We start from the raw sequence: 17,784 nt of genomic DNA on the forward strand, positions 1-17,784 counted from the left end.
GACATGGACGAGCACTACGAATTCCGCCAGTACCCCGACGGGCCGTTCGACGGCGACGACTACATCCCCAGCAAGAAGCTCGCGGTCGCGGTGAATACGGCGCTCGCGGCCGAGCAGCCGCTGCTCGTCACCGGCGAGCCGGGCACCGGCAAGACCAGGCTCGCCGAGTCGGTCGCGAGGCGCCTCGGCCTGGGCGAGGTCCTCACCTTCGTCGCCCGCAGCGACCACCAAGCGCGCGATTGCCTCTACTCCTTCGACAGCCTGCGCCGCCTCCACGACGCCCAGGTCAAGAGCGAGCTCGCCAGCGCCCCGGCGAATTACGTGCGTTATGAGGCGCTCGGCGAGGCGATCCGCTCGCCCACGCCGCGCGTCGTGCTCATCGACGAGATCGACAAGGCGCCGCGCGACTTCCCCAACGATCTGCTGGGCGTGCTCGAGGGACGGCTCAGGTTCCCGGTGCACGAGACCGGCGAGACGATCGAGGGCAAGGACGGCGCGCGGCCGTTCGTGATCGTCACGAGCAACCGCGAGCAGCCGCTGCCGCACGCGTTCCTCCGGCGGTGCGTCTTTCATCACATCGAGTTCCCGAGCGACAAGGAGCTCGGCGCGATCGTGCGGTCGAAATACGCCGCCGCGCAGATCTCCGACGGCCTCCTCGCGGCGGTGCTGAAGCGCTTCCGTGAGGTCCGCGCGTCGGACATCGAGAAGCGGCCGGCCACCGGCGAGCTGCTCGCGTGGGTCAAGGTGCTCCTCCGCGCGAAGGTGACGGAGGCCGACGTGCTGGCGCGGCGCCTGGCCGAGCTCTACCCGGGCGTGCTCCTCAAGCTGGACGAGGATTTCAGGCGCGTGCTCGGCGCGACGGGCGACGCGGAGAGAGCCGGGCCGGCGACCCGATGACGGGCGAAGACCGCTTCCCGTTCGACGACCTGCTCGACGAGGTGAAGCGCTCCGGCGTCGCCGTCGGCCCCCGGGAGCGGCTCGCCTTCGCGCGGTTCTTGAGCCGTTACGACGGCGCCTCGCGCGAGGAGCTGCGCACGGCGGTGGCCAGCCTGCTCGCCCGCAGCCGCGCCGAGGTGGAGCTCGTCGAGGAGGCGTTCGACCGCGTCTTCCCCGAGGAAGAACCGCCGCCCGCGCCGTCGACCCCGCGGCCGCCCCCTCCGCCCATGGCGCCGGAGGCGCGGTCGAGCGCGTGGGCGGCGCTCGCGCGCTGGCTCCGCCCGCGCGGCCGCCAGCTCGGCGCGCTCCTCGCGACGGTCGCGCTCGTGACCAGCGCCGCGCTCTGGATCTCCCCTGGATCACCTGATCCACCGCCTGGCGACGCAGGCAGCGGCGGGGCGAGCGGCGCGAGCACGGCGGACGGCAGCGCGAGCGGCGCGAGCAGCACGAGCGGCGCCGGCGGGGGCGACGTCACGGCGTGCCGGCCGGAAGAGACGAGCATCCAGCGCTGGTACCTGCCCTCTCTCGTGCTCCTCTCGGGCACGCTGCTCTCGCTCGGCGTGGCCGGCGTGGTGCGCGGGCGGAGGCGCCTGCTCGCGCGGCAGCGAGGCACCCTCACCGAGGCCTTCGTCGAGCGCTCCGGGCCGCGCTGGTACGACCTCGCGCCCATCCCCGATCGGCGCGCGCGGGCCGCGCTCGACCGGATGAGCGTGACGCTCGAGCGGTCGCTCCGCGAAGCCCTGCTGTCGCCGGAGATCGACGTGGCGCGCACCGTCGACGCGACCGCGCGCGCCGGGCTCTTCCCCACCCTCGTGCGGCGGACGCGGCTCGGCCGGACGCGCGCCGTGGTGCTCGTGGACACGAGCGCCGCGAGCCGCCCCTTCCGCGCCGCCCTGGAGGCGTTCGTCGAGGCGCTCGAGCGCTCGGGCGCCGACGTGACGCGGCTGTGGTTCGCGGGCGACCCCACGCGCGTCGCCGTCCGCCCCGGCGCGCGCGCCGTCCCCCTCGGCGCGCTCGCGCCGCGGCTCGGCGGTCAGCCGATGATCCTGCTCGGCACCGGGGAGGCCGTGGCCGCGGCGCTCTCCGATCCCCGCGAGGCGCTGCGCGTCGCGCTGCAGCCCTGGCCGGCGAGCGTGCTCCTCACGCCGATCGAGGATCCGGACCTGTGGCCTCGCGGGCTCGCGTCGCCGGCCACGGCGGTCGCGGCCTTCCCGCTCGACGAGCACGGCGTGCTCGGCGCCGCGCGGCGGCTCGCGGCGCTGCGCTCCCACGCCGCCGCGCCGGCCTTCGCGCCGCGCGCCGAGCGCCCGCCCCTCGATCTCGTCGACCTTCACCTGCTGCGCGCGATGCTCGCGCTCGCGCCGCGGCCCTCGTTCGAGCTCGCGGAGGCGCTGCGCCGGCGCTTCTTGCCGCACACGCCGGGGTCGATCCTGCTCGCCGTCGCGCCGATCGTCGAGGGCCGCGAGACGGCGCCAGAGCGGCGCGCGCTCGCCGGATCGCTGCGGGAGGCCCGCCGGAGCGGCCGCTTCCCCGAGGCAGCGGTGCGGCGGTTCCTCCGCGACGCGCTCCTCCGGGCCGAGCCGAGCGACAAGGATTCGGCGGCTCACCTGCGCTGGCAGCAGGACGTGGCGCTTCAGGACCTCGACGCGGGCGACGGGCGCGCGCGGCGGGACGCGCGCGCGGCGCTCGCGAGGCTCCTCGCCGGGCCGATCGGGCCGGAGCTCGAGGGCCGGCTGGACAGGGAGCGCGACGTGCGGCGGAGGGTCGGAGGGCCCCGCGCGGACCTCCTGCGCCTCATCGCCCGCCGCGGCCTCCGGAGCCTCTGGCCGCCGCGCTTCGCGCTGTCGGGCGCCGCGGCGGCCTCCGTGCTCGGGGCGGCGGCGCTCTTCACGGCCGTGGCGGCGGCGGCCGGCGCCTTCTCCCCGCGGCCGCTCTCGATGGATGGCCGGGCGAACCTCGTCGTCGACGCGGAGGACCTGCGCATGGCCCTCTGCGCCTTCGACCGCTTCTACGACGTCGTGATCGCGCCCGAGGCGACGTACGGGCTCGCGCGGGCGCCCGGGCGTCCCCTCGTGGCGTTCAAGATCCGCCCCGTGATCGGCCCGGTGCGCGCGTTCGAGGCGGTGGCTCAGCCCTCCGAGGTGGCGCTCGAGGACGCCTTCCTGACGCGCACGAGCGGGGCGGCGCTGGAGCTGATCACGAAGCTGCCCCAGGTCGAGGGGGGCGAGCGGCGCGAGCTCGATCCGATCTCGCTCACGGCCAGCGCCGGGCCGGCCTCGCCCGTTCCGCTCCAGGACAGCGATCTCCTCCGGTGCCAGCACTCCCTCGGCGTCCTGCCCGGCACGGGCGACGACGCGATCGCGCGCCTGCTCGACCCCGCGAGGCGCCACCCGAGCTGCCCGCCGCCGTGCGGAGGCGACGAGGCGTGGTGCTCCGGCGTCGGGTGCACGGACGTCACGACCGCGGAGAACTGCGGCAGGTGCGGGAATCGCTGCCCTGCCGGGTCATCGTGCGTCGAACGCGAATGCAGGAGCGTGTGCGCCGCGGGCACGACGAAATGCGGGGATCAGTGCGTCGACGTGATGACCGACCCGAGGAACTGCGGCGGGTGCGCCGGAGTGTCGGGCAAGGATTGCGGCGCGGGGACGTGCGTCGGCGGCGCGTGCGAGTCCCCTTGCCCCGACGGTCAGACCCGCTGCGGCGAGCGCTGCTGCCCGCCGCGCGCCAACGCGACGGCGACCTGCGACGGCGGGGCGTGCGGCTACAGCTGCACCGCCGGCTTCCAGAGCTGCAACGGGACCATGAACGACGGGTGCGAGTCGAACCGCTCGACGGACCGCAACCACTGTGGCGACTGCGTGACGCACTGCGGTCCGGACGAGGACTGTTCACGTGGAAAGTGCGCCGTGAACCCCGACAAGAGGAGGAAGAACTGCGAGACCACGTGCGGCGATCGGTACAATCAGTGCCGTAGCGGCTGCACTCTGAAGGGGCCCATGGAGGGGCCCAAACAGGACGCTGCAGTCCAAGACTGCATCGCAGGTTGCGGGAGAGAACAAACGAGCTGCGTACGGTCCTGCGTGTTCGTGGCGACCTCGGCGAGCCCAGCTGCCAAGTGAAGCCGCGAGAAGCGGATTGAAGACAGGGCCGCGACGAAGGCCAGACCGACGTCCCCTGCGCCTCCTCCACCGTCGCGATCTCGGCCTCGCGGATCTCTCCCTCCGCCCTCCAAGCGTCGATCTGCGGCGCGAGCGCGGCCCCCCTCGGCCGGAGGCGTCGGCGTCTCCGCCTGCCTGAAGCGCGGTCCCGAGGTTGAAAGACCCCCTCCCATGCACTACGCCAAGGCGGACCCAACGGACGACCTCCTCCGGGGACATTCCCTCGACCCAGGCTGCATCGACGTATGACCGACCTCCGCACGCTCGGCGGGCTCCTCCCAGCCGCCCTCCTCCTCGGCCTCGGCGCGTGCCGCGCCGCGGCCGACACCCCGCCGGCGCCGCCCCCGCCCGAGGTCGGCGTCATCGAGGTCCAGATGGAGCCCGTGACCCTCCGCGACGAGCTCCCCGGCCGCGTCGCCCCCCTCCGCCTGGCGGAGGTGCGCGCGCGCGTCGCGGGCGTCGTCCTGAAGCGCAGCTTCACCGAAGGGAGCGAGGTCAAGGAGGGGCAGACGCTCTTCGTGATCGACCCCGCGCCCCTCAAGGCCGCCGTCGACAGCGCCGCCGCCGCCCTCGCCAAGGGGCAGGCCAACCTCGGCCAGGCCGAGGCGCGCGCGAAGCGCGCCACCGCGCTCGTGCAGGAGGGGCTCGTCAGCCGCGAGGCGTACGACGACGCGCTGGCCGCCCAGGCCATGGCCCACGCCGAGATCGCCCAGGCGCGCTCGGCGCTCTCGCTGGCCCGCCTGAACCTCGGCTACGCGACCGTGACCGCCCCGATCAGCGGCAGGATCGGCGGCGCGCTCGTCACCGAAGGCGCGCTCGTCGGCCAGGCCGAGGCGACGCCGCTCGCCGTCATCCAGCAGATCGACACGGTCTACGTCGACATCAAGCAGCCCGCCTCGCAGCTCACGCGCCTGCGCCGCGCCGCGCTGGACGCCGCGCCCCAGGGCGCGGCCGGCGAGCACGCCGCGCTCCTCGTGCTCGACGATGGCGTCGAGTACCCCGAGAAGGGCGAGCTGCTCTTCTCGGGCATCAGCGTCGACCCCGGCACCGGCGAGGTGACGCTGCGCGCGCGCTTCCCGAACCCGAGCCGCCTGCTCTTGCCCGGCATGTTCGTGCGCGTGAAGCTCGCCAAGCGCGTCGATCAGGCGGCCCTCACGGTGCCGCAGCAGGCGGTCGGCCGCGACGGCGGCGGCAACGCGACGGTCCTCGTCGTCCAGCCCGACGGCAAGACGGCCGTGCGCCAGGTCGAGACGGGCGGCGTCGATCGCGACCGCTACATCGTCACCTCCGGCCTGAACGCCGGCGACAAGGTCGTGGTCGAGGGCCACCAGAAGGTCGCCCCGGGCGCCGAGGTCCGCGCCGTCCCCTTCACGCCCGCGGCCTCGGCCGCCGCGCCCGCGCCCGCGGCGCCGGCGGCGCGCTGACGCGCGCGGAGCAGATCGAGGCCAGCATGTCGCGCTTCTTCATCGACCGGCCCGTCTTCGCGGTCGTCATCGCGATGTTCATCGCGCTCCTCGGGGTGATCGCGCTGCCGCGGCTCCCCGTGACGCAGTACCCGTCGGTCGCGCCGCCGACCGTCTCCATCTATGCGAGCTACCCCGGCGCGACGCCGGAGACGCTCGACCAGAGCGTCGTCAGCCTCATCGAGCGCGAGCTGAGCAGCGCCAAGCGCCTGCTCTACTTCCAATCGTCGAGCGACGCCTCCGGCGGGGCCCAGATCACCGCGACCTTCCTGCCCGGCACCGACCCCGATCTCGCGCAGATCGACGTCCAGAACCGGCTCAAGGCGGTCGAGCCCCGCCTCCCCGCGGCCGTGCGGCAATCCGGCCTGTTCGTCGAGGCCTCGACGTCGAGCTTCCTGATGATCGTCAGCCTGTCGTCGCGCGACGGCAGCCTCAGCCCCACCGCGCTCGGCGACATCCTCGCCCGCTCCATCATCGACGATATCAAGCGCGTCCCGGGCGTCGGCCGCGTGCAGCTCTGGACCAGCGAGCGCGCCATGCGGATCTGGATCGATCCGACCAAGCTCGCGGCGCTCGCGCTCTCGCCCGCCGACGTGTCGGCCGCCATCGCCGCGCAGAACGTCCAGTTCGCGTCGGGCCGCATCGGCGACCTGCCGAGCCCGCCCACGCAGCAGATCAGCGCCACGCTCATCGCCGAGGGGCAGCTCACGACGCCCGAGGATTTCGGGGCGATCGTCCTCCGCGCGAAGCCCGACGGGTCGCGCGTGCTCCTCCGCGACGTCGCGACGATCGAGATCGGCGCGCAGAACATGGCGTCGTCGTCGCGGAGCAACGGCAAGCCCGACGCGGCGATCGGCATCCAGCTCGCGAACGGCGCGAACGCGATGAAGACCTCCGACCTCGTGCGCGCCCGCATGGAGGAGCTCTCGCGGGGCCTGCCGCCCAACGTGACCTACAGCGTGCCTTACGACACCGCGCCCTTCGTCAGGACCTCGGTGCACAAGGTGCTCGAGACCCTGGTCGAGGCCATGGTGCTCGTGTTCGTGGTGATGTTCCTGTTCCTGCAGAACATCCGCTACACGCTCATCCCGGCGATCGTGGTGCCGCTCGCGCTGCTCGGCACGTGCGCGGTGATGCTCCTCGCGGGCGCGTCGATCAACATGCTGAGCCTGTTCGGCATGGTGCTCGCGATCGGCATCATCGTCGACGACGCGATCGTCGTGGTCGAGAACGTCGAGCGGCTGATGGCCGAGGAGGGGCTGTCCCCGCGCGAGGCGACGCGGAAGGCGATGGCGGAGATCTCGGGCGCCGTCGTCGGCATCACGCTCGTGCTCTCGGCGGTGTTCGTGCCGATGGCGTTCGCGTCGGGCTCGGTGGGCGCGATCTACCGGCAGTTCTCGATGTCGATGGCGGTCTCGATCCTGTTCTCGGCGTTCCTCGCGCTGACGCTCACGCCGGCGCTCTGCGTGGTCTTGCTGAGGCCCGTCCCCGCCGGCCACGCGCGGCGCCGCGGCCCGCTCGGTTGGTTCAACGCCGGCTTCGAGCGGCTCACCTCCGGGTACCGGCGCTGGGTCGCGGGCTCGCTCGACAGGCGCCGCCGGCTGCTCCTCGGGTTCACGATCCTCGTCGCGACGCTCGGCCTGCTCTACGTCCGGCTGCCGACCGCCTTCTTGCCGGAGGAGGATCAGGGGCTCGTGATCGTCGACGTGCAGCTCCCGCCCGAGGCCACGCAGCACCGCACGCTGAGGGCGGTCGAGCAGGTGGAGGCGCACTACCTCGGCCGCCCTGCCATCAGCAGCGTGGCGTCCTTCCCGGGCTTCGGCTTCTCGGGCTCGGGGCAGAACGTGGCGATGATCTTCCTGACGATGAAGGACTGGGGCGAGCGCCCGGACGGCGCGACGGCCCAGGCCGAGGCCGCGCTGGCGAACGAGAAGCTCGGCCAGATCCGCGACGGCGTTGTGTACAGCCTGGTGCCGCCGCCGATCATGGAGCTCAGCAGCACCTCGGGCTTCAGCTTGAAGCTGCAGGACCGGGGCGGGCGCGGGAACGCGGCGCTCGTGGCGGCGCAGCAGCGGCTGATCGAGCTCGCCGCCGGGAGCCCCGTCCTCGCGCAGGTGCGCGCCGAGGCGCAGCCCGACGCCGCGCAGATCCGGCTGCGGATCGACCGCCAGAAGGCGAGCGCGCTCGGCGTCAGCTTCGAGAGCGCGGCCGGGGTGCTGTCGACCGCGCTGAGCCCGACCTACGTCAACGATTTCCCCAACCAGGGTCGGCTGCAGCAGGTGATCGTGCAGGCGAACGAGGCGAGCCGGATGCAGATCGAGGACGTGCTGCGGCTGTCCGTGCCCAACGGCGCCGGTCAGATGGTGCCGCTCTCCGCGTTCGCGACGGCGGCGTGGGAGCGCGGCCCGCTCCAGTTCGCGCGCTTCAACGGGTTTCCGGCCACCGGGATCAGCGGCGCGCCGGCGCCCGGGCGGAGCAGCGGCGAGGCGATGTCGGAGATGGAGCGCCTGGCCGCGCAGCTGCCGCCGGGGTTCGGGGTGGAGTGGACAGGGCAGTCGTTCCAGGAGCGGCTGTCGGGGGCCGAGGCGCCGGCGCTGCTCGCGCTGTCGCTGTTCGTGGTGTTCCTGGTGCTGGCGGCGCTCTACGAGAGCTTCGCGATCCCGCTCTCGGTGATCCTCGTGGTGCCGCTCGGGGTGCTGGGCGCGGTGCTGGCCATGACGGTGCGCGGGCTGCCGAACGACGTGTTCTTCAAGGTCGGGCTCATCACCATCATGGGGCTGTCGGCGAAGAACGCGATCCTGATCATCGAGTTCGCGAAGAGCCTGCGCGAGCAGGGCAAGAGCGTGCGGGACGCGGCGATCGAGGCGGCGCGCCTGCGCTTCCGGCCGATCCTGATGACGTCGCTGGCGTTCATCCTGGGCGTGATGCCGCTCGTGTTCGCGCGGAACGCGGGCTCGGCCACGCAGCACGCCATCGGGACGGGCGTGTTCGGCGGCATGCTCACCGCGACGCTGTTCAGCATCTTCTTCGCGCCGCTGTTCTTCGTGCTGGTCAGCCGCGTGCGGCGCGAGAGGGCGGCCGGCGACCCCCTAGAGCGACAAACGGGTTAAACCCGCCTGAAAGGCGCAGTAGAGCGGTTCTCGCCCGCCTCTGGTACTACAGAGCGGCGTCACGGGCAGCGCTCGCCGTTCCCCTCCTGGCGGTGGCTGCCGGTGACCCTCGCGAAGAGCGCGTCGACCACGCACGCCGGCAGCGACGGGTTTGCCGTGATGTCGAGGTCGGCGCGGCTCAGGGCGTCCAGGCCCACCCGCCGGAGCTGGCCGTTCTCACGGATGGCGAAGAAGCCTCCGACGCTCTGAAGCGCGAGCAGGTCGATGGTCTCGAGATCGGGGTTGCCGCTGATGGTCGCCGTTCCCCCGATCGACTGCAGCGCGTCGAGCCCGCTCCAGACAGACATCGCCGTACCGAACACCGTGAGCGTTCCCTCGATCCTGCGGAGCGTCCCCAGGTCGAGGTGCTCCAGCGCCGGGTTACTGCCGATGGACACGTTACCGCCCACGTACTCGAGCCCGAGCATCGCGGGGCGGATCAGGGACGCGTTGCCGGAGATGGTCAGATCGCCTCCCACGCTGTGCGTCTGCTGCAGACCCGCCAGGTGCTGGAGCCGGTCGTTGCCGACGACGTACACATCCCCGCCCAAGTTCCCGTCGTCGCGGACTGAGAAGTTCCCCAGCGCGTCGTTGTCGTCGAGCGTCAGGCCCCCGTCCACCTGCTCCACCTCGAAATAGCCGAGGTTCGAGTTGCGACGGAACGTGACGTTACCGCGCACGTGGGCCACGCTGCGCTCGAACCGCTCGATCCGTGTCCCCTCGAGCACGAACCCCCCCGCGACGAGCCCGCTCTGCTCGCTGCCGAACCACAGCGAGCTGAGGGGAGCCGCCACGTAGAGGGTGCCGCCGATCTCCAGGTGGTCTGCGAAGCTATCGCCGGCGGTGAGGAGCCACGCAACGTCGAGCGCGGGCGCTTCCTGCACGTTCACGTCCCCGGTGATCCGGTCGCTCTCAATGGTGATCTTCTGCAGCGATGCGTTGCGGACCACGTTGATGCCGTGAAAGCTATCGGCCGCGAGCTCCGCGCTCGCGAGCTTCGGGTTGTCGAGGAGGGTCACCCGGCCCGCTTGCGTGGAGAGATCGCGGAGCGGCGACACCCGGACGACCACGTCGGTCAGGCTCGCGTTTCCTGCGATGACCACGTCATCGAGCCTGTCGAACATGCGGAGCTCGATCTCCTCGAGGGCCGCGTTGCCGCGCACGACGATCTCGTCGTCCACCTTGCGCAGCGCCGCGAGGCCGATGGCGGCCAGCGCGGGGTTCTCGCTCAGGTGGAGCTCGCCGCCGGTCTGCACCAGCCCGGTCAGATCCATGCGAGCGAGCTCGGCGTTATCGTACACGTCCAGACTCCCCCCCACGGCCGCGAGCGCGGGGAGCGAGAGGCCCGTGAGCGCGCGGTTGCCCGACACCGTGAGGCGCCCGCCGACGTGCGCGAGCGCCGGCAGCTCGACCGAGGCGACCGAGGTGTCGCGGATCGACAGCGCGCCGTGAATCGCCCGGATGTCGGCGAGGAGCGCGAGATCTTCCGCCGACGTCACCGCGACGTCGCGCTGGATCACGTCGCTGCACTCGACCTCGGTCCACTCGACCTCTTCGTCGCCCAGCTCCCCGTCGCCGTCCACGTCGCGCCCGACCTGGAAGGCGATGCCGTCGGACGCGCAGCGCTCGCCCGGCGGCTCGGCCACCATCCGCGTCAGCAGCGCGTCGTCGCAGATGTACTCCGTCGCCGCGACCTCCTGCTCGTCGAGGACGCCGTTGCCGTTCTCGTCGGGACCCGACCGGACGGCCGCGCCGCCGTCGGCGCACGCCTCGCCGGCCGGCTCGTCGTCGACGCGGACCAGGGTCTCCGGCGGCTCGTCAGGCGTGTCGTCGTCGTCGTCCGGCGCGACGTCCTCGTCCTGGCACTGCAGGGTCGACTCGGCGATCTCGTCCTCGTCGAGCGCGCCGTTCTCGTTGCGATCGAGGCCGGCGTGGACGACGGAGCCACCGTGAGGACACTGCGCTTCGCTCGCCGCGTCGGTGCGCACGACGACCTCGAGCTGCCGCTCGATCGGCGCCGGGGGGTCGCTCTCGCCGCCGCACGCGGCCGGCGCGATGAGCGCAAGCAGAAGGGGGTAATAGGTTCGGGTTCCCATCATAGAGAACCACGCGTAGCACGAATAAGCGGATACTCTACGGCGACGGCCCCGGGGAGCACGCTTTGCGCGCCGGCGGGGGGCGGCGGGGCCGTCGCGGTCAGCTCCGGCGCGCTGCTGCGCGCGGGCCGTCAGAACTGATAGAGACCGCCCGCCTCGACGGCCGCGCCCACGCGGTCCGCGCCTTTGTCCACCTCGGCGGCCGGATCGAGCTTGTGGCGCGTGAGCATCAGGGAGGGCTCGAGCACGATCGAGAGCCCCTTCATGGGCGAGAAGGCGTAGCCCGCGCGCACCGTCACGTTGCGCTCGATGCCGGGGCCGTTGCCGCCCACGCGCGCGGGCGGTGTGGCCGGCGCGCCCTCTGCCGCCGGTGTTCCGGGCGTGTAGCCGAGCAGCATGTCGTCGGCGCTCGGCACCATCGCGGCCCCCGCGATGAGGTGCAGGGCGTGCTTGTCGAACGTGAGCTTCCCCGACACCCAGCCGCCCACCTCGGCGACGTCCTTCGCGCGGTGGCCCTGGCCGAGCGTCAAGAGCCCCAGGTTGGCGAGGTTCTGACCGCCGTACGCCTCGGCCCGCAGGTTCAGCGGACCGGACGTGACCTCGGCGAACAGGTTGCCGCCGATGGCCAGCTTCCTCTCTTCGGTCGGCAGGTTCGCGTCGAAGGCGAGCGACGTGGCGATCACCGACGCGCCGATCCATGCGGCCTTCTCGGCGCGGTAGCCCGCGCGCAGCGCGAAGGTGGGCGTGCGCGAGTACTCCACGTTGTTGAGGATCGCCGTGACGTTCTGGCTCACCAGACCGAGCGCGGCGCCCACCTCGACGCTGCCGAGGGTGGCGACGTAGCTGAGCTGGTGGCGCATGAAGCCCGAGTTCCCGGACTGGAAGAGCGCGCCCACGAGGTTGTACGTGTGCGTGTTCAGCGGCGAGAACAGGTCCCAGAGCTGGCCCAGCGTGAGCTTGTGCCCGTCGGCGGGAGACCACTCCACGAACGCCTGCCGCACGCGGAGCGTCATCGCCTGAGCCGGCGACGACTTGCCGAAATCGATGAAGTCGACCTCGAGCTGCCCCTTCACGGGCGTGCCCTCCCCGGCGGTCACGCCGAAGCGCGTCTGCGCCGCCTGGAAGCTCAGGCCGACGGCGTCCGGATCGGCGAGGAACACCGGGTTCACCGCGGCCGTGGGCGCGGAGTAGTTCGGGTTGCCGAAGGACTCGAGGCCGTTCCCGACGACGACGGTGGGCTTGACGATGCCGTAGACGCGCACGAGCGGCTTGTCGTCGGGCTTCTTCGGCTCGACCGGCGGCGGAGGCGGAGGCTCCACCACGGGCGCCGCCGCGGCCTCGGCCGGCGCGGGTTGCTGAGGCGGCTCCGCCGTTTGCGCTCTGCCCGTGGCGGGCGCGGCGACTCCGGCCAGCGCGAGCGAGGCGGCGAGCGCTGCGCTAGGTGTCTTCCACATGATCATGAGTTCTCCTCTGAATCGGGTGCGCGGGCTCGGCCCTGGTCACGCGCCGTGGACGTCGGCGTCGATGCGGTGATCCTTGGTCTCGCGGATGAAGAGGCCGCCCACGATCAACGTGACCGCGCAGACGGCGATGGGATAAATCAGGCCCGTGTAGATCGCGCCCGCCCCGAACGTGGTCTTGGCCCAGGCCGACGCGGTGACGGCCGTGGCGATCAGCGGCAAGAAGCCGCCGAACCAGCCGTTGCCCAGGTGGTAAGGGATGGACATCGAGGTGTAGCGGATCTTCGTGGGGAAGAGCTCGACGAGGAACGCCGCGATCGGCCCGTACACCATGGTCACGTAGACCATCTGGATGCCGATGAGCAGGATCATCATGGGCACGTTGACCTCGTCCGGGTTCGCCACGGGCAGGCCGCTCGGGTTCGAGAAGTGCTTCATGGCCATGTAGATCGGGATGTAGGTGATCGCGCCGAGCGCGCAGCCGGCCATCATGATCTTCTTGCGGCCGACGCGATCGGACAGGCCGCCGAACACCAGGAACAGCGGCGTGGTGAGCGCGAGCGCGACCGACATGATGGTGTAGGCCGTCTGCCACTGGATCTTCAGCACGCTCTGCATGAACGTGAGCGCGTAGAACTGGCCCGTGTACCAGACGACGCCCTGGCCCGCCGTCACGCCGAAGAGGGCGAGGAGCACGTACTTGCGGTTGAGCGGGTTGGAGAAGGTCTCCTTGATCGGGTTCTTCGAGACCTTGCCGGTCGACTTGAGCTTCGAGAAGAGCGGCGACTCCTTCATCTTCACGCGGATGTAGAGCGAGATGGCGAGGAGCAGGAAGGAGAGCAGGAAGGGCACGCGCCAGCCGAACGCCTTGAAGTCCGCCTCGCCGAACAGCGAGCGGGTGGACCCGATCACCGCCATGCTCACGAAGAAGCCGAGCGTGGCGGTGGTCTGGATGTAGCTCGTGTAATAGCCGCGCTTCTGGTCCGGTACGTGCTCGGCCACGTAGGTGGCGGCGCCGCCGTACTCGCCGCCGAGCGCGAGGCCCTGCATGAGGCGCAAGAGCACGAGCAGGATGGTCGAGGCGATGCCGATCTGCTCGTACGTGGGCAAGAGGCCCGTCAGCGCGGTCGAGATGCCCATGGTGGCCATGGTGACGAGGAACGTGTATTTGCGGCCGATCAGGTCGCCGATGTGCCCGAACACCACGGCGCCGAGCGGGCGCACGCCGAACCCTGCTCCGAAGGTCGCGAGGCTCGCGAGCAGCTGCGCAGTCTCGTTGCCGGCCGGAAAGAACAGCCCGCCAAAGAACACGGCGAGGCTGCCGTAGAGGTAGAAATCGTACCACTCGAACAACGTTCCGAGCGACGACGCGGTGATCACGCGACGGATCGTCCCGGTATCCTCGATGGGCGCATCGGCGCCGCCATGGACGACGCCACTTGTCATGTTGGTACTCATTTGGGTCTCCCGAGAGGATGGTCCGCGCAGAGCGACTTCAGCACATCAAGAACTTTCCAGCGGGACCGTATGCTGACGAGACCCATACTACCTATCCTTCTGACTGCCAACAAGTGCGCCCAACCTCGTTCTCTGGCCTACCCGCTCGGCGGAGACGAGACCGGAACAGCGGCGCAATGTCCTCGTCCGGCGTCGAGATCCCCCGGCCGAGGCTCATCGGCACCGTCCGCGCCGAGAGCTCGGCGAGCTCGCGTGTGCGGGGCCTCGCGTGCGTACCCCCGACCAGACGATCGGGCGCGGCCTCTCCGCGGGGCGGTGAGGGGCGCGCCCGCGGCGTTCATCATGAAGGTAGTTTGCTTGTGTCTCTGCTCCCCGGCGCGCGCACGTGTGGCGCGGAGCTTCGCGCGCCGATCGCGACCGCCGCGAGCTCTCGCCGGCAGGGGGCCGGGGCGGGAGGCGGCCGGCTCCCGCCCCGGCCTGCCGGACAGCGTCGCTGAACACCGCCGTGGACTGCCGATGAGCCGCGAGGCGCGCCTGCTGACCAAGGGGGATGAGCCCGGGCGGTCAGATCTGCGGAGACGACGAGGGTCAGGTGCCCTGCTACGACCATTTCCACACGAGCATCACCCTGACGTCCGACTGGAAGCACTTCAAGGTTCCTGTCGGGTGCCTCGTCCAGACCGGATTTGGCCTCTTCGAGGCGATCGCGCAAGACAGGCTCCAGCGCATCCAGTTCAGCCTCGGCCCGGGCCATGCGTTCGGTTTCTGGATCGACGACGTCGCGTTCTACAAGTGACCGTTTCTGTCCCCGAGCGCGGGCATGTGCGTTCGGCGCGAGGCACGGCAGCGCCCCGCGGCTGCCTTCACGACAATGCCGGGCGGGCGCCGCTCGATCCTGCGCCCCGCGCGCGGCGGCGCGTCAGCCTGCGGAGCAGCTGGAGGGCGCTCACGCAGCTGTCGGTCGAGTTCTGGCCCGACCGGAAGGAGTCCGGGAGGCCGAAGTTGAACCCGATGTAGAGCGCGATGAACGACGGGAGCAGGCGCGCGGGGATGTGCAGCGCGGCGCCCATCGGCGTCGCGAACACGACGAGCTCGCCCGGAATGCCGGGCACGACATACCCGAGCAGAAACACGATCGGCACCACGAGCGTGAGCTCGAGCAGCGAGAGCTCATGACCGACCGCGCGGGCGGCGGCGCCCGCCGTGACGAACACGCAGATCAACGTGCCGTTGACGTTGAGCCAACCGCCGAGACCCACCACGAAGAGCCTGAGCTCCTGCGGCACCGCCGGATAACATTTGCGGACGAGGTGCAGGTTGAGCGGCGTCGCCAGCGCCTCGCTGCACGAGGCCCACAGCAGCGGGTAGACCTTGAGCCAGTAGTTGACGAAATAGTCGCGCAGCGAGAACTCCGGGACGGCGGCCTTCATCCTCAGCAGGTCCGCCGCATGGAAGACGAGGCAGGCAGCGCCGACGACCGCGGACACGAGCAGATAGGAGAGCATGAGGTCTCCGGCGCCGAGGGGGGGCGCCCCCGCCGAGGCGCGCGCGAGGGGACCCCCGTGCGCCTGCGCGGCGAGCTGCGCGGGCAACCCGCGGAGATAGGCGCCGAGCCCGAACATGAAGAGCGGGACCAGGCACTGCACGGCGCCTCCCGCGCGCTCCAGGGCGTCCGCGGCGCGCTCCAGCGCACGGGCGACCCGCGGCGCGCGTACGGCCGCGAACGACGTCGCGATGCCGGCGCAGAGGGCGAGGAAGCACGGGCTCGAGATGACCAGGACCGAAGCGCTATAGAGGGTGCGCGCGGCCTCGAACGGCGCGCCCGTGCCGTGGCTGGGGAGCAGCGGGAGCCCGAACACGAGCCACGTGACGACGACCCCGAACAGGCACGCGGCCAGACGCTTGAGGGCGAGCCAGCCCATGATGTACGCGAGCAGCCGCCCCGGGCGCCCTTGCCGGTGCAGGCTCACGAACGTCGGCACGAGGACGACGAAGATGACGACCGGCGCCAGCGTGGTGTACCAACGCAGGAGACCGTCCATGGCGCGGGTCGACCACCGCGTGACGCTGGTATCTCGTCCGGACACGAGCAGGCCGAGCGCGAGAGCGAGGAGCGTCGCGACGGGCAGCAAGGCCCTGAGTCGCTCCCGCAATCGATTCGCGCGGGGCGGGTCAGCCGACGGAGCGAGGATCGTCACGTCTCCCTCCCAGGGAATGCCGCGCGCGCGCCGCCTCGGAGATCGGCGGACGCTCGGACGACGCCCCAGACGAACACGCCGATCGATGGATTCTTGCGTATCGGGACATGCGCTTCGTGCGGGCGCCTCATTGCACATCCGACGCCAGCAGCCGAGCGCACCGGAGCGCCAGCGCGGCCGAGCCGTCCGCGGCGCGCGCCTCGTGCCCGTGCGGCGAGCCGACGGCGCCCTCCGTCAGGAGGCGGCCTGCCCGATGGGGTGGGCTATCCGGGAAGTACAGCGTCGCCGCCGCCGCGCGAGCCGGCGAGCCCGCCGATGCGCCGGCGGGGAACAGCGATTGCAGCGCGGGACATATGGATCCATCCAGCGCAATCCGGTTCGATACGGAGAGGGTCGCCCGTCCCCTCAGCGAGCGAGGTCACGTCAGCGCCGGCGCAGGCGCCGCGACGCCCGCGGGGTCTGCCGAGCAGATCGAGCACAGCAAGGAGCCGCTCGCGCGCGACCTGGTCGCGGCCAAGGCGAGGTGGGGCGGCATCGAGGGCGAGGCAGAGCACACGGCCCGGCGCGTCGCCATCGCGGCGGCCGCCGCGGTCACCGTGCTCGCCGCGGGGGCCGTGGCAGCGGCGGCGATACGCTCCAGCCGCAAGCGCCGGCGAATCTGGTGGTGACGCCGCGTCGCTCCCGAGGAGCTCGTCGTTCGGCTCCGAGAGCCGCAGGGTGGGCTCGACCCAGGGACCGCTGGCCTACCGCGCTCGCCCGGTGAAGAGGGAGGAGACGGTGTCCAGGACATCCTGGATCGACAGGGCCGGAGGCGGATTGTCCGGGTTGTCGAGGGCTCTCTCCACGTAGTCCCCGAGAACTTCGGTCGTGAGGAACGCCGTGAGCGCGTTCGTGACCGCGCCGGCCAGCGGGATCAGCCCCAGGGTCAAGCCGAGCATGAGGCGAAGGGCGCCGCCGCCCCAGATGAGCTGGTGCACCTGGGACCACGCCGCCTTCGAGAGAGTCGCGCCTCGCTCCTTCGCGAGCGACGCCGCGAGCAGGTACTGGATCGGAATGACGAACAGCTGGTCCGAGCCCGGGACCGGCTGGACGACGAAGCTGACGCCGGCGGCGCCGGCCGAAAACGCCTGTGTGGTGAGCCGTGCGCCGAGCCTCATGAAGGAAGCTTAATGCCCGCTCGGCCGTCGAGAAGTGGCTCGCGCCGCTCGTCCGGGCCGGGGTGAGTGAGCGATGTCCCGCGTCTCCAGCTTCGCACGGGACGCGGCCGTCGCTGGAGGAGCACGCTGGGATGATGGGGAAGGCCATCGAGGCAGGGCCCTGGGGCCTGCTGGCGGGCTCGGCGCTGCTGATAGCGCGAGGTCACCCGACAGACGTCGGCCCGATGACGGCGGCAGACGATGGCGACGGAGGGCTGCTCTGCTTCTCGACGGTGATGAGCAGCTCGAAGTTGGCATACGGCACGGTCGTCTCGGCCAGCTTGCCTCTTCGGCTGTCAGCATTGTAGTCGAGCACTCCGACCCGTCGCCACGGGGACTCGGAGCTCGGACGCTGCCAGACGACGAACCGCTCGCCGCCGGCCTCGATCCGCTCGGGCGGCGAGAGGTGAACGACGTCCACCGCCAGCCGCGTGGTCGCGGCGTCAGGGTCGACGTCGGCGGCGACGTGCGCATCGGCGCCGGGCGCGAGCCGCGTGCCCTGCACGGTCTTCTCGCTCGGGCCGCCGCAGCCGGCGAGCGCCATGCTCGCGAGGAGACCGAGCGTGAGCCCTATCCGGCGGCCGACTCGTCGGCCCGTGTCAACGTGTTTCATCTCCCCACCTCGATCGCCTCTCTGCTCCACGGCGGACCCACTGTCCCTCTGGGCCTC

The 17,784-nt window shown here is 71.7% G+C and carries 12 protein-coding genes; 6 read left to right on the forward strand and 6 right to left on the reverse strand.

Going from position 1 to position 17,784, the window contains the following annotated elements; all coding sequences use genetic code 11:
• The first annotated feature begins 3 nt into the window (after positions 1 to 3).
• The 4 genes from WMF33_RS24770 (at position 4) to WMF33_RS24785 (ending at position 8,667) form a co-directional block, all read left to right on the forward strand.
• Positions 4 to 897, forward strand: coding sequence for an AAA family ATPase (locus WMF33_RS24770; protein ID WP_437339433.1), 894 nt, complete (start codon positions 4 to 6; stop codon positions 895 to 897).
• Positions 894 to 4,055: a hypothetical protein gene (locus tag WMF33_RS24775; RefSeq protein WP_437339434.1), complete on the forward strand. Its 3,162-nt coding sequence runs from the start codon at positions 894 to 896 to the stop codon at positions 4,053 to 4,055. Before WMF33_RS24770 ends, WMF33_RS24775 begins: the two co-directional genes overlap by 4 nt.
• A gap of 284 nt (positions 4,056 to 4,339) precedes the next feature.
• A complete protein-coding gene (locus tag WMF33_RS24780; RefSeq protein WP_437339435.1) occupies positions 4,340 to 5,518 on the forward strand; it encodes an efflux RND transporter periplasmic adaptor subunit in 1,179 nt (392 codons plus the stop codon).
• A gap of 26 nt (positions 5,519 to 5,544) precedes the next feature.
• Positions 5,545 to 8,667, forward strand: a complete 3,123-nt coding sequence (locus WMF33_RS24785) for a multidrug efflux RND transporter permease subunit (RefSeq protein ID WP_437339436.1) — start codon at positions 5,545 to 5,547, stop codon at positions 8,665 to 8,667.
• A 59-nt stretch (positions 8,668 to 8,726) separates the two neighbouring features.
• Here the strand turns inward: WMF33_RS24785 and WMF33_RS24790 are convergent, their stop codons facing one another.
• The 3 genes from WMF33_RS24790 to WMF33_RS24800 all read right to left on the reverse strand — a co-directional run bounded on the left by WMF33_RS24790 (position 8,727) and on the right by WMF33_RS24800 (position 13,708).
• On the reverse strand, positions 8,727 to 10,805 hold the full coding sequence (locus WMF33_RS24790; protein WP_437339437.1) for a DUF7151 family protein: 2,079 nt from the start codon (positions 10,803 to 10,805) through the stop codon (positions 8,727 to 8,729).
• 128 nt (positions 10,806 to 10,933) lie between these two features.
• Positions 10,934 to 12,256 (reverse strand): hypothetical protein, encoded by a 1,323-nt coding sequence (locus WMF33_RS24795; RefSeq protein WP_437339438.1) that lies wholly within the window; start codon positions 12,254 to 12,256, stop codon positions 10,934 to 10,936.
• Between the two features lie 45 nt (positions 12,257 to 12,301).
• Positions 12,302 to 13,708: an MFS transporter gene (locus WMF33_RS24800; protein WP_437339439.1), complete on the reverse strand. Its 1,407-nt coding sequence runs from the start codon at positions 13,706 to 13,708 to the stop codon at positions 12,302 to 12,304.
• Between the two features lie 562 nt (positions 13,709 to 14,270).
• Between WMF33_RS24800 and WMF33_RS24805 the strand changes: the two genes are divergently transcribed.
• Positions 14,271 to 14,516 (forward strand): hypothetical protein, encoded by a 246-nt coding sequence (locus WMF33_RS24805; protein WP_437339440.1) that lies wholly within the window; start codon positions 14,271 to 14,273, stop codon positions 14,514 to 14,516.
• 67 nt (positions 14,517 to 14,583) lie between these two features.
• On the opposite strand, the gene WMF33_RS24810 is transcribed toward WMF33_RS24805, so the two are convergent.
• Complete coding sequence (locus WMF33_RS24810) at positions 14,584 to 15,762, reverse strand: cation:dicarboxylate symporter family transporter (RefSeq protein ID WP_437322159.1); 1,179 nt, start codon at positions 15,760 to 15,762, stop codon at positions 14,584 to 14,586.
• Between the two features lie 509 nt (positions 15,763 to 16,271).
• On the opposite strand from WMF33_RS24810, the gene WMF33_RS24815 reads away from it, so the two are divergent.
• Positions 16,272 to 16,586, forward strand: coding sequence for a hypothetical protein (locus WMF33_RS24815; protein WP_437322160.1), 315 nt, complete (start codon positions 16,272 to 16,274; stop codon positions 16,584 to 16,586).
• 75 nt (positions 16,587 to 16,661) lie between these two features.
• On the opposite strand, the gene WMF33_RS24820 is transcribed toward WMF33_RS24815, so the two are convergent.
• Together WMF33_RS24820 and WMF33_RS24825 are read right to left on the reverse strand one after the other, a co-directional pair.
• Entirely contained in the window at positions 16,662 to 17,075 is a 414-nt protein-coding gene (locus WMF33_RS24820; RefSeq protein WP_437322161.1) for a hypothetical protein, read from the reverse strand.
• 202 nt (positions 17,076 to 17,277) lie between these two features.
• Entirely contained in the window at positions 17,278 to 17,727 is a 450-nt protein-coding gene (locus WMF33_RS24825) for a hypothetical protein (RefSeq protein ID WP_437322162.1), read from the reverse strand.
• Between the last annotated feature and the right edge of the window lie 57 nt (positions 17,728 to 17,784).

Origin of the sequence: Sorangium sp. So ce394 (assembly GCF_051474665.1) — a bacterium.
In the GTDB taxonomy this organism is placed as follows: Bacteria; Myxococcota_A; Polyangia; order Polyangiales; family Polyangiaceae; genus Sorangium; species Sorangium cellulosum_D.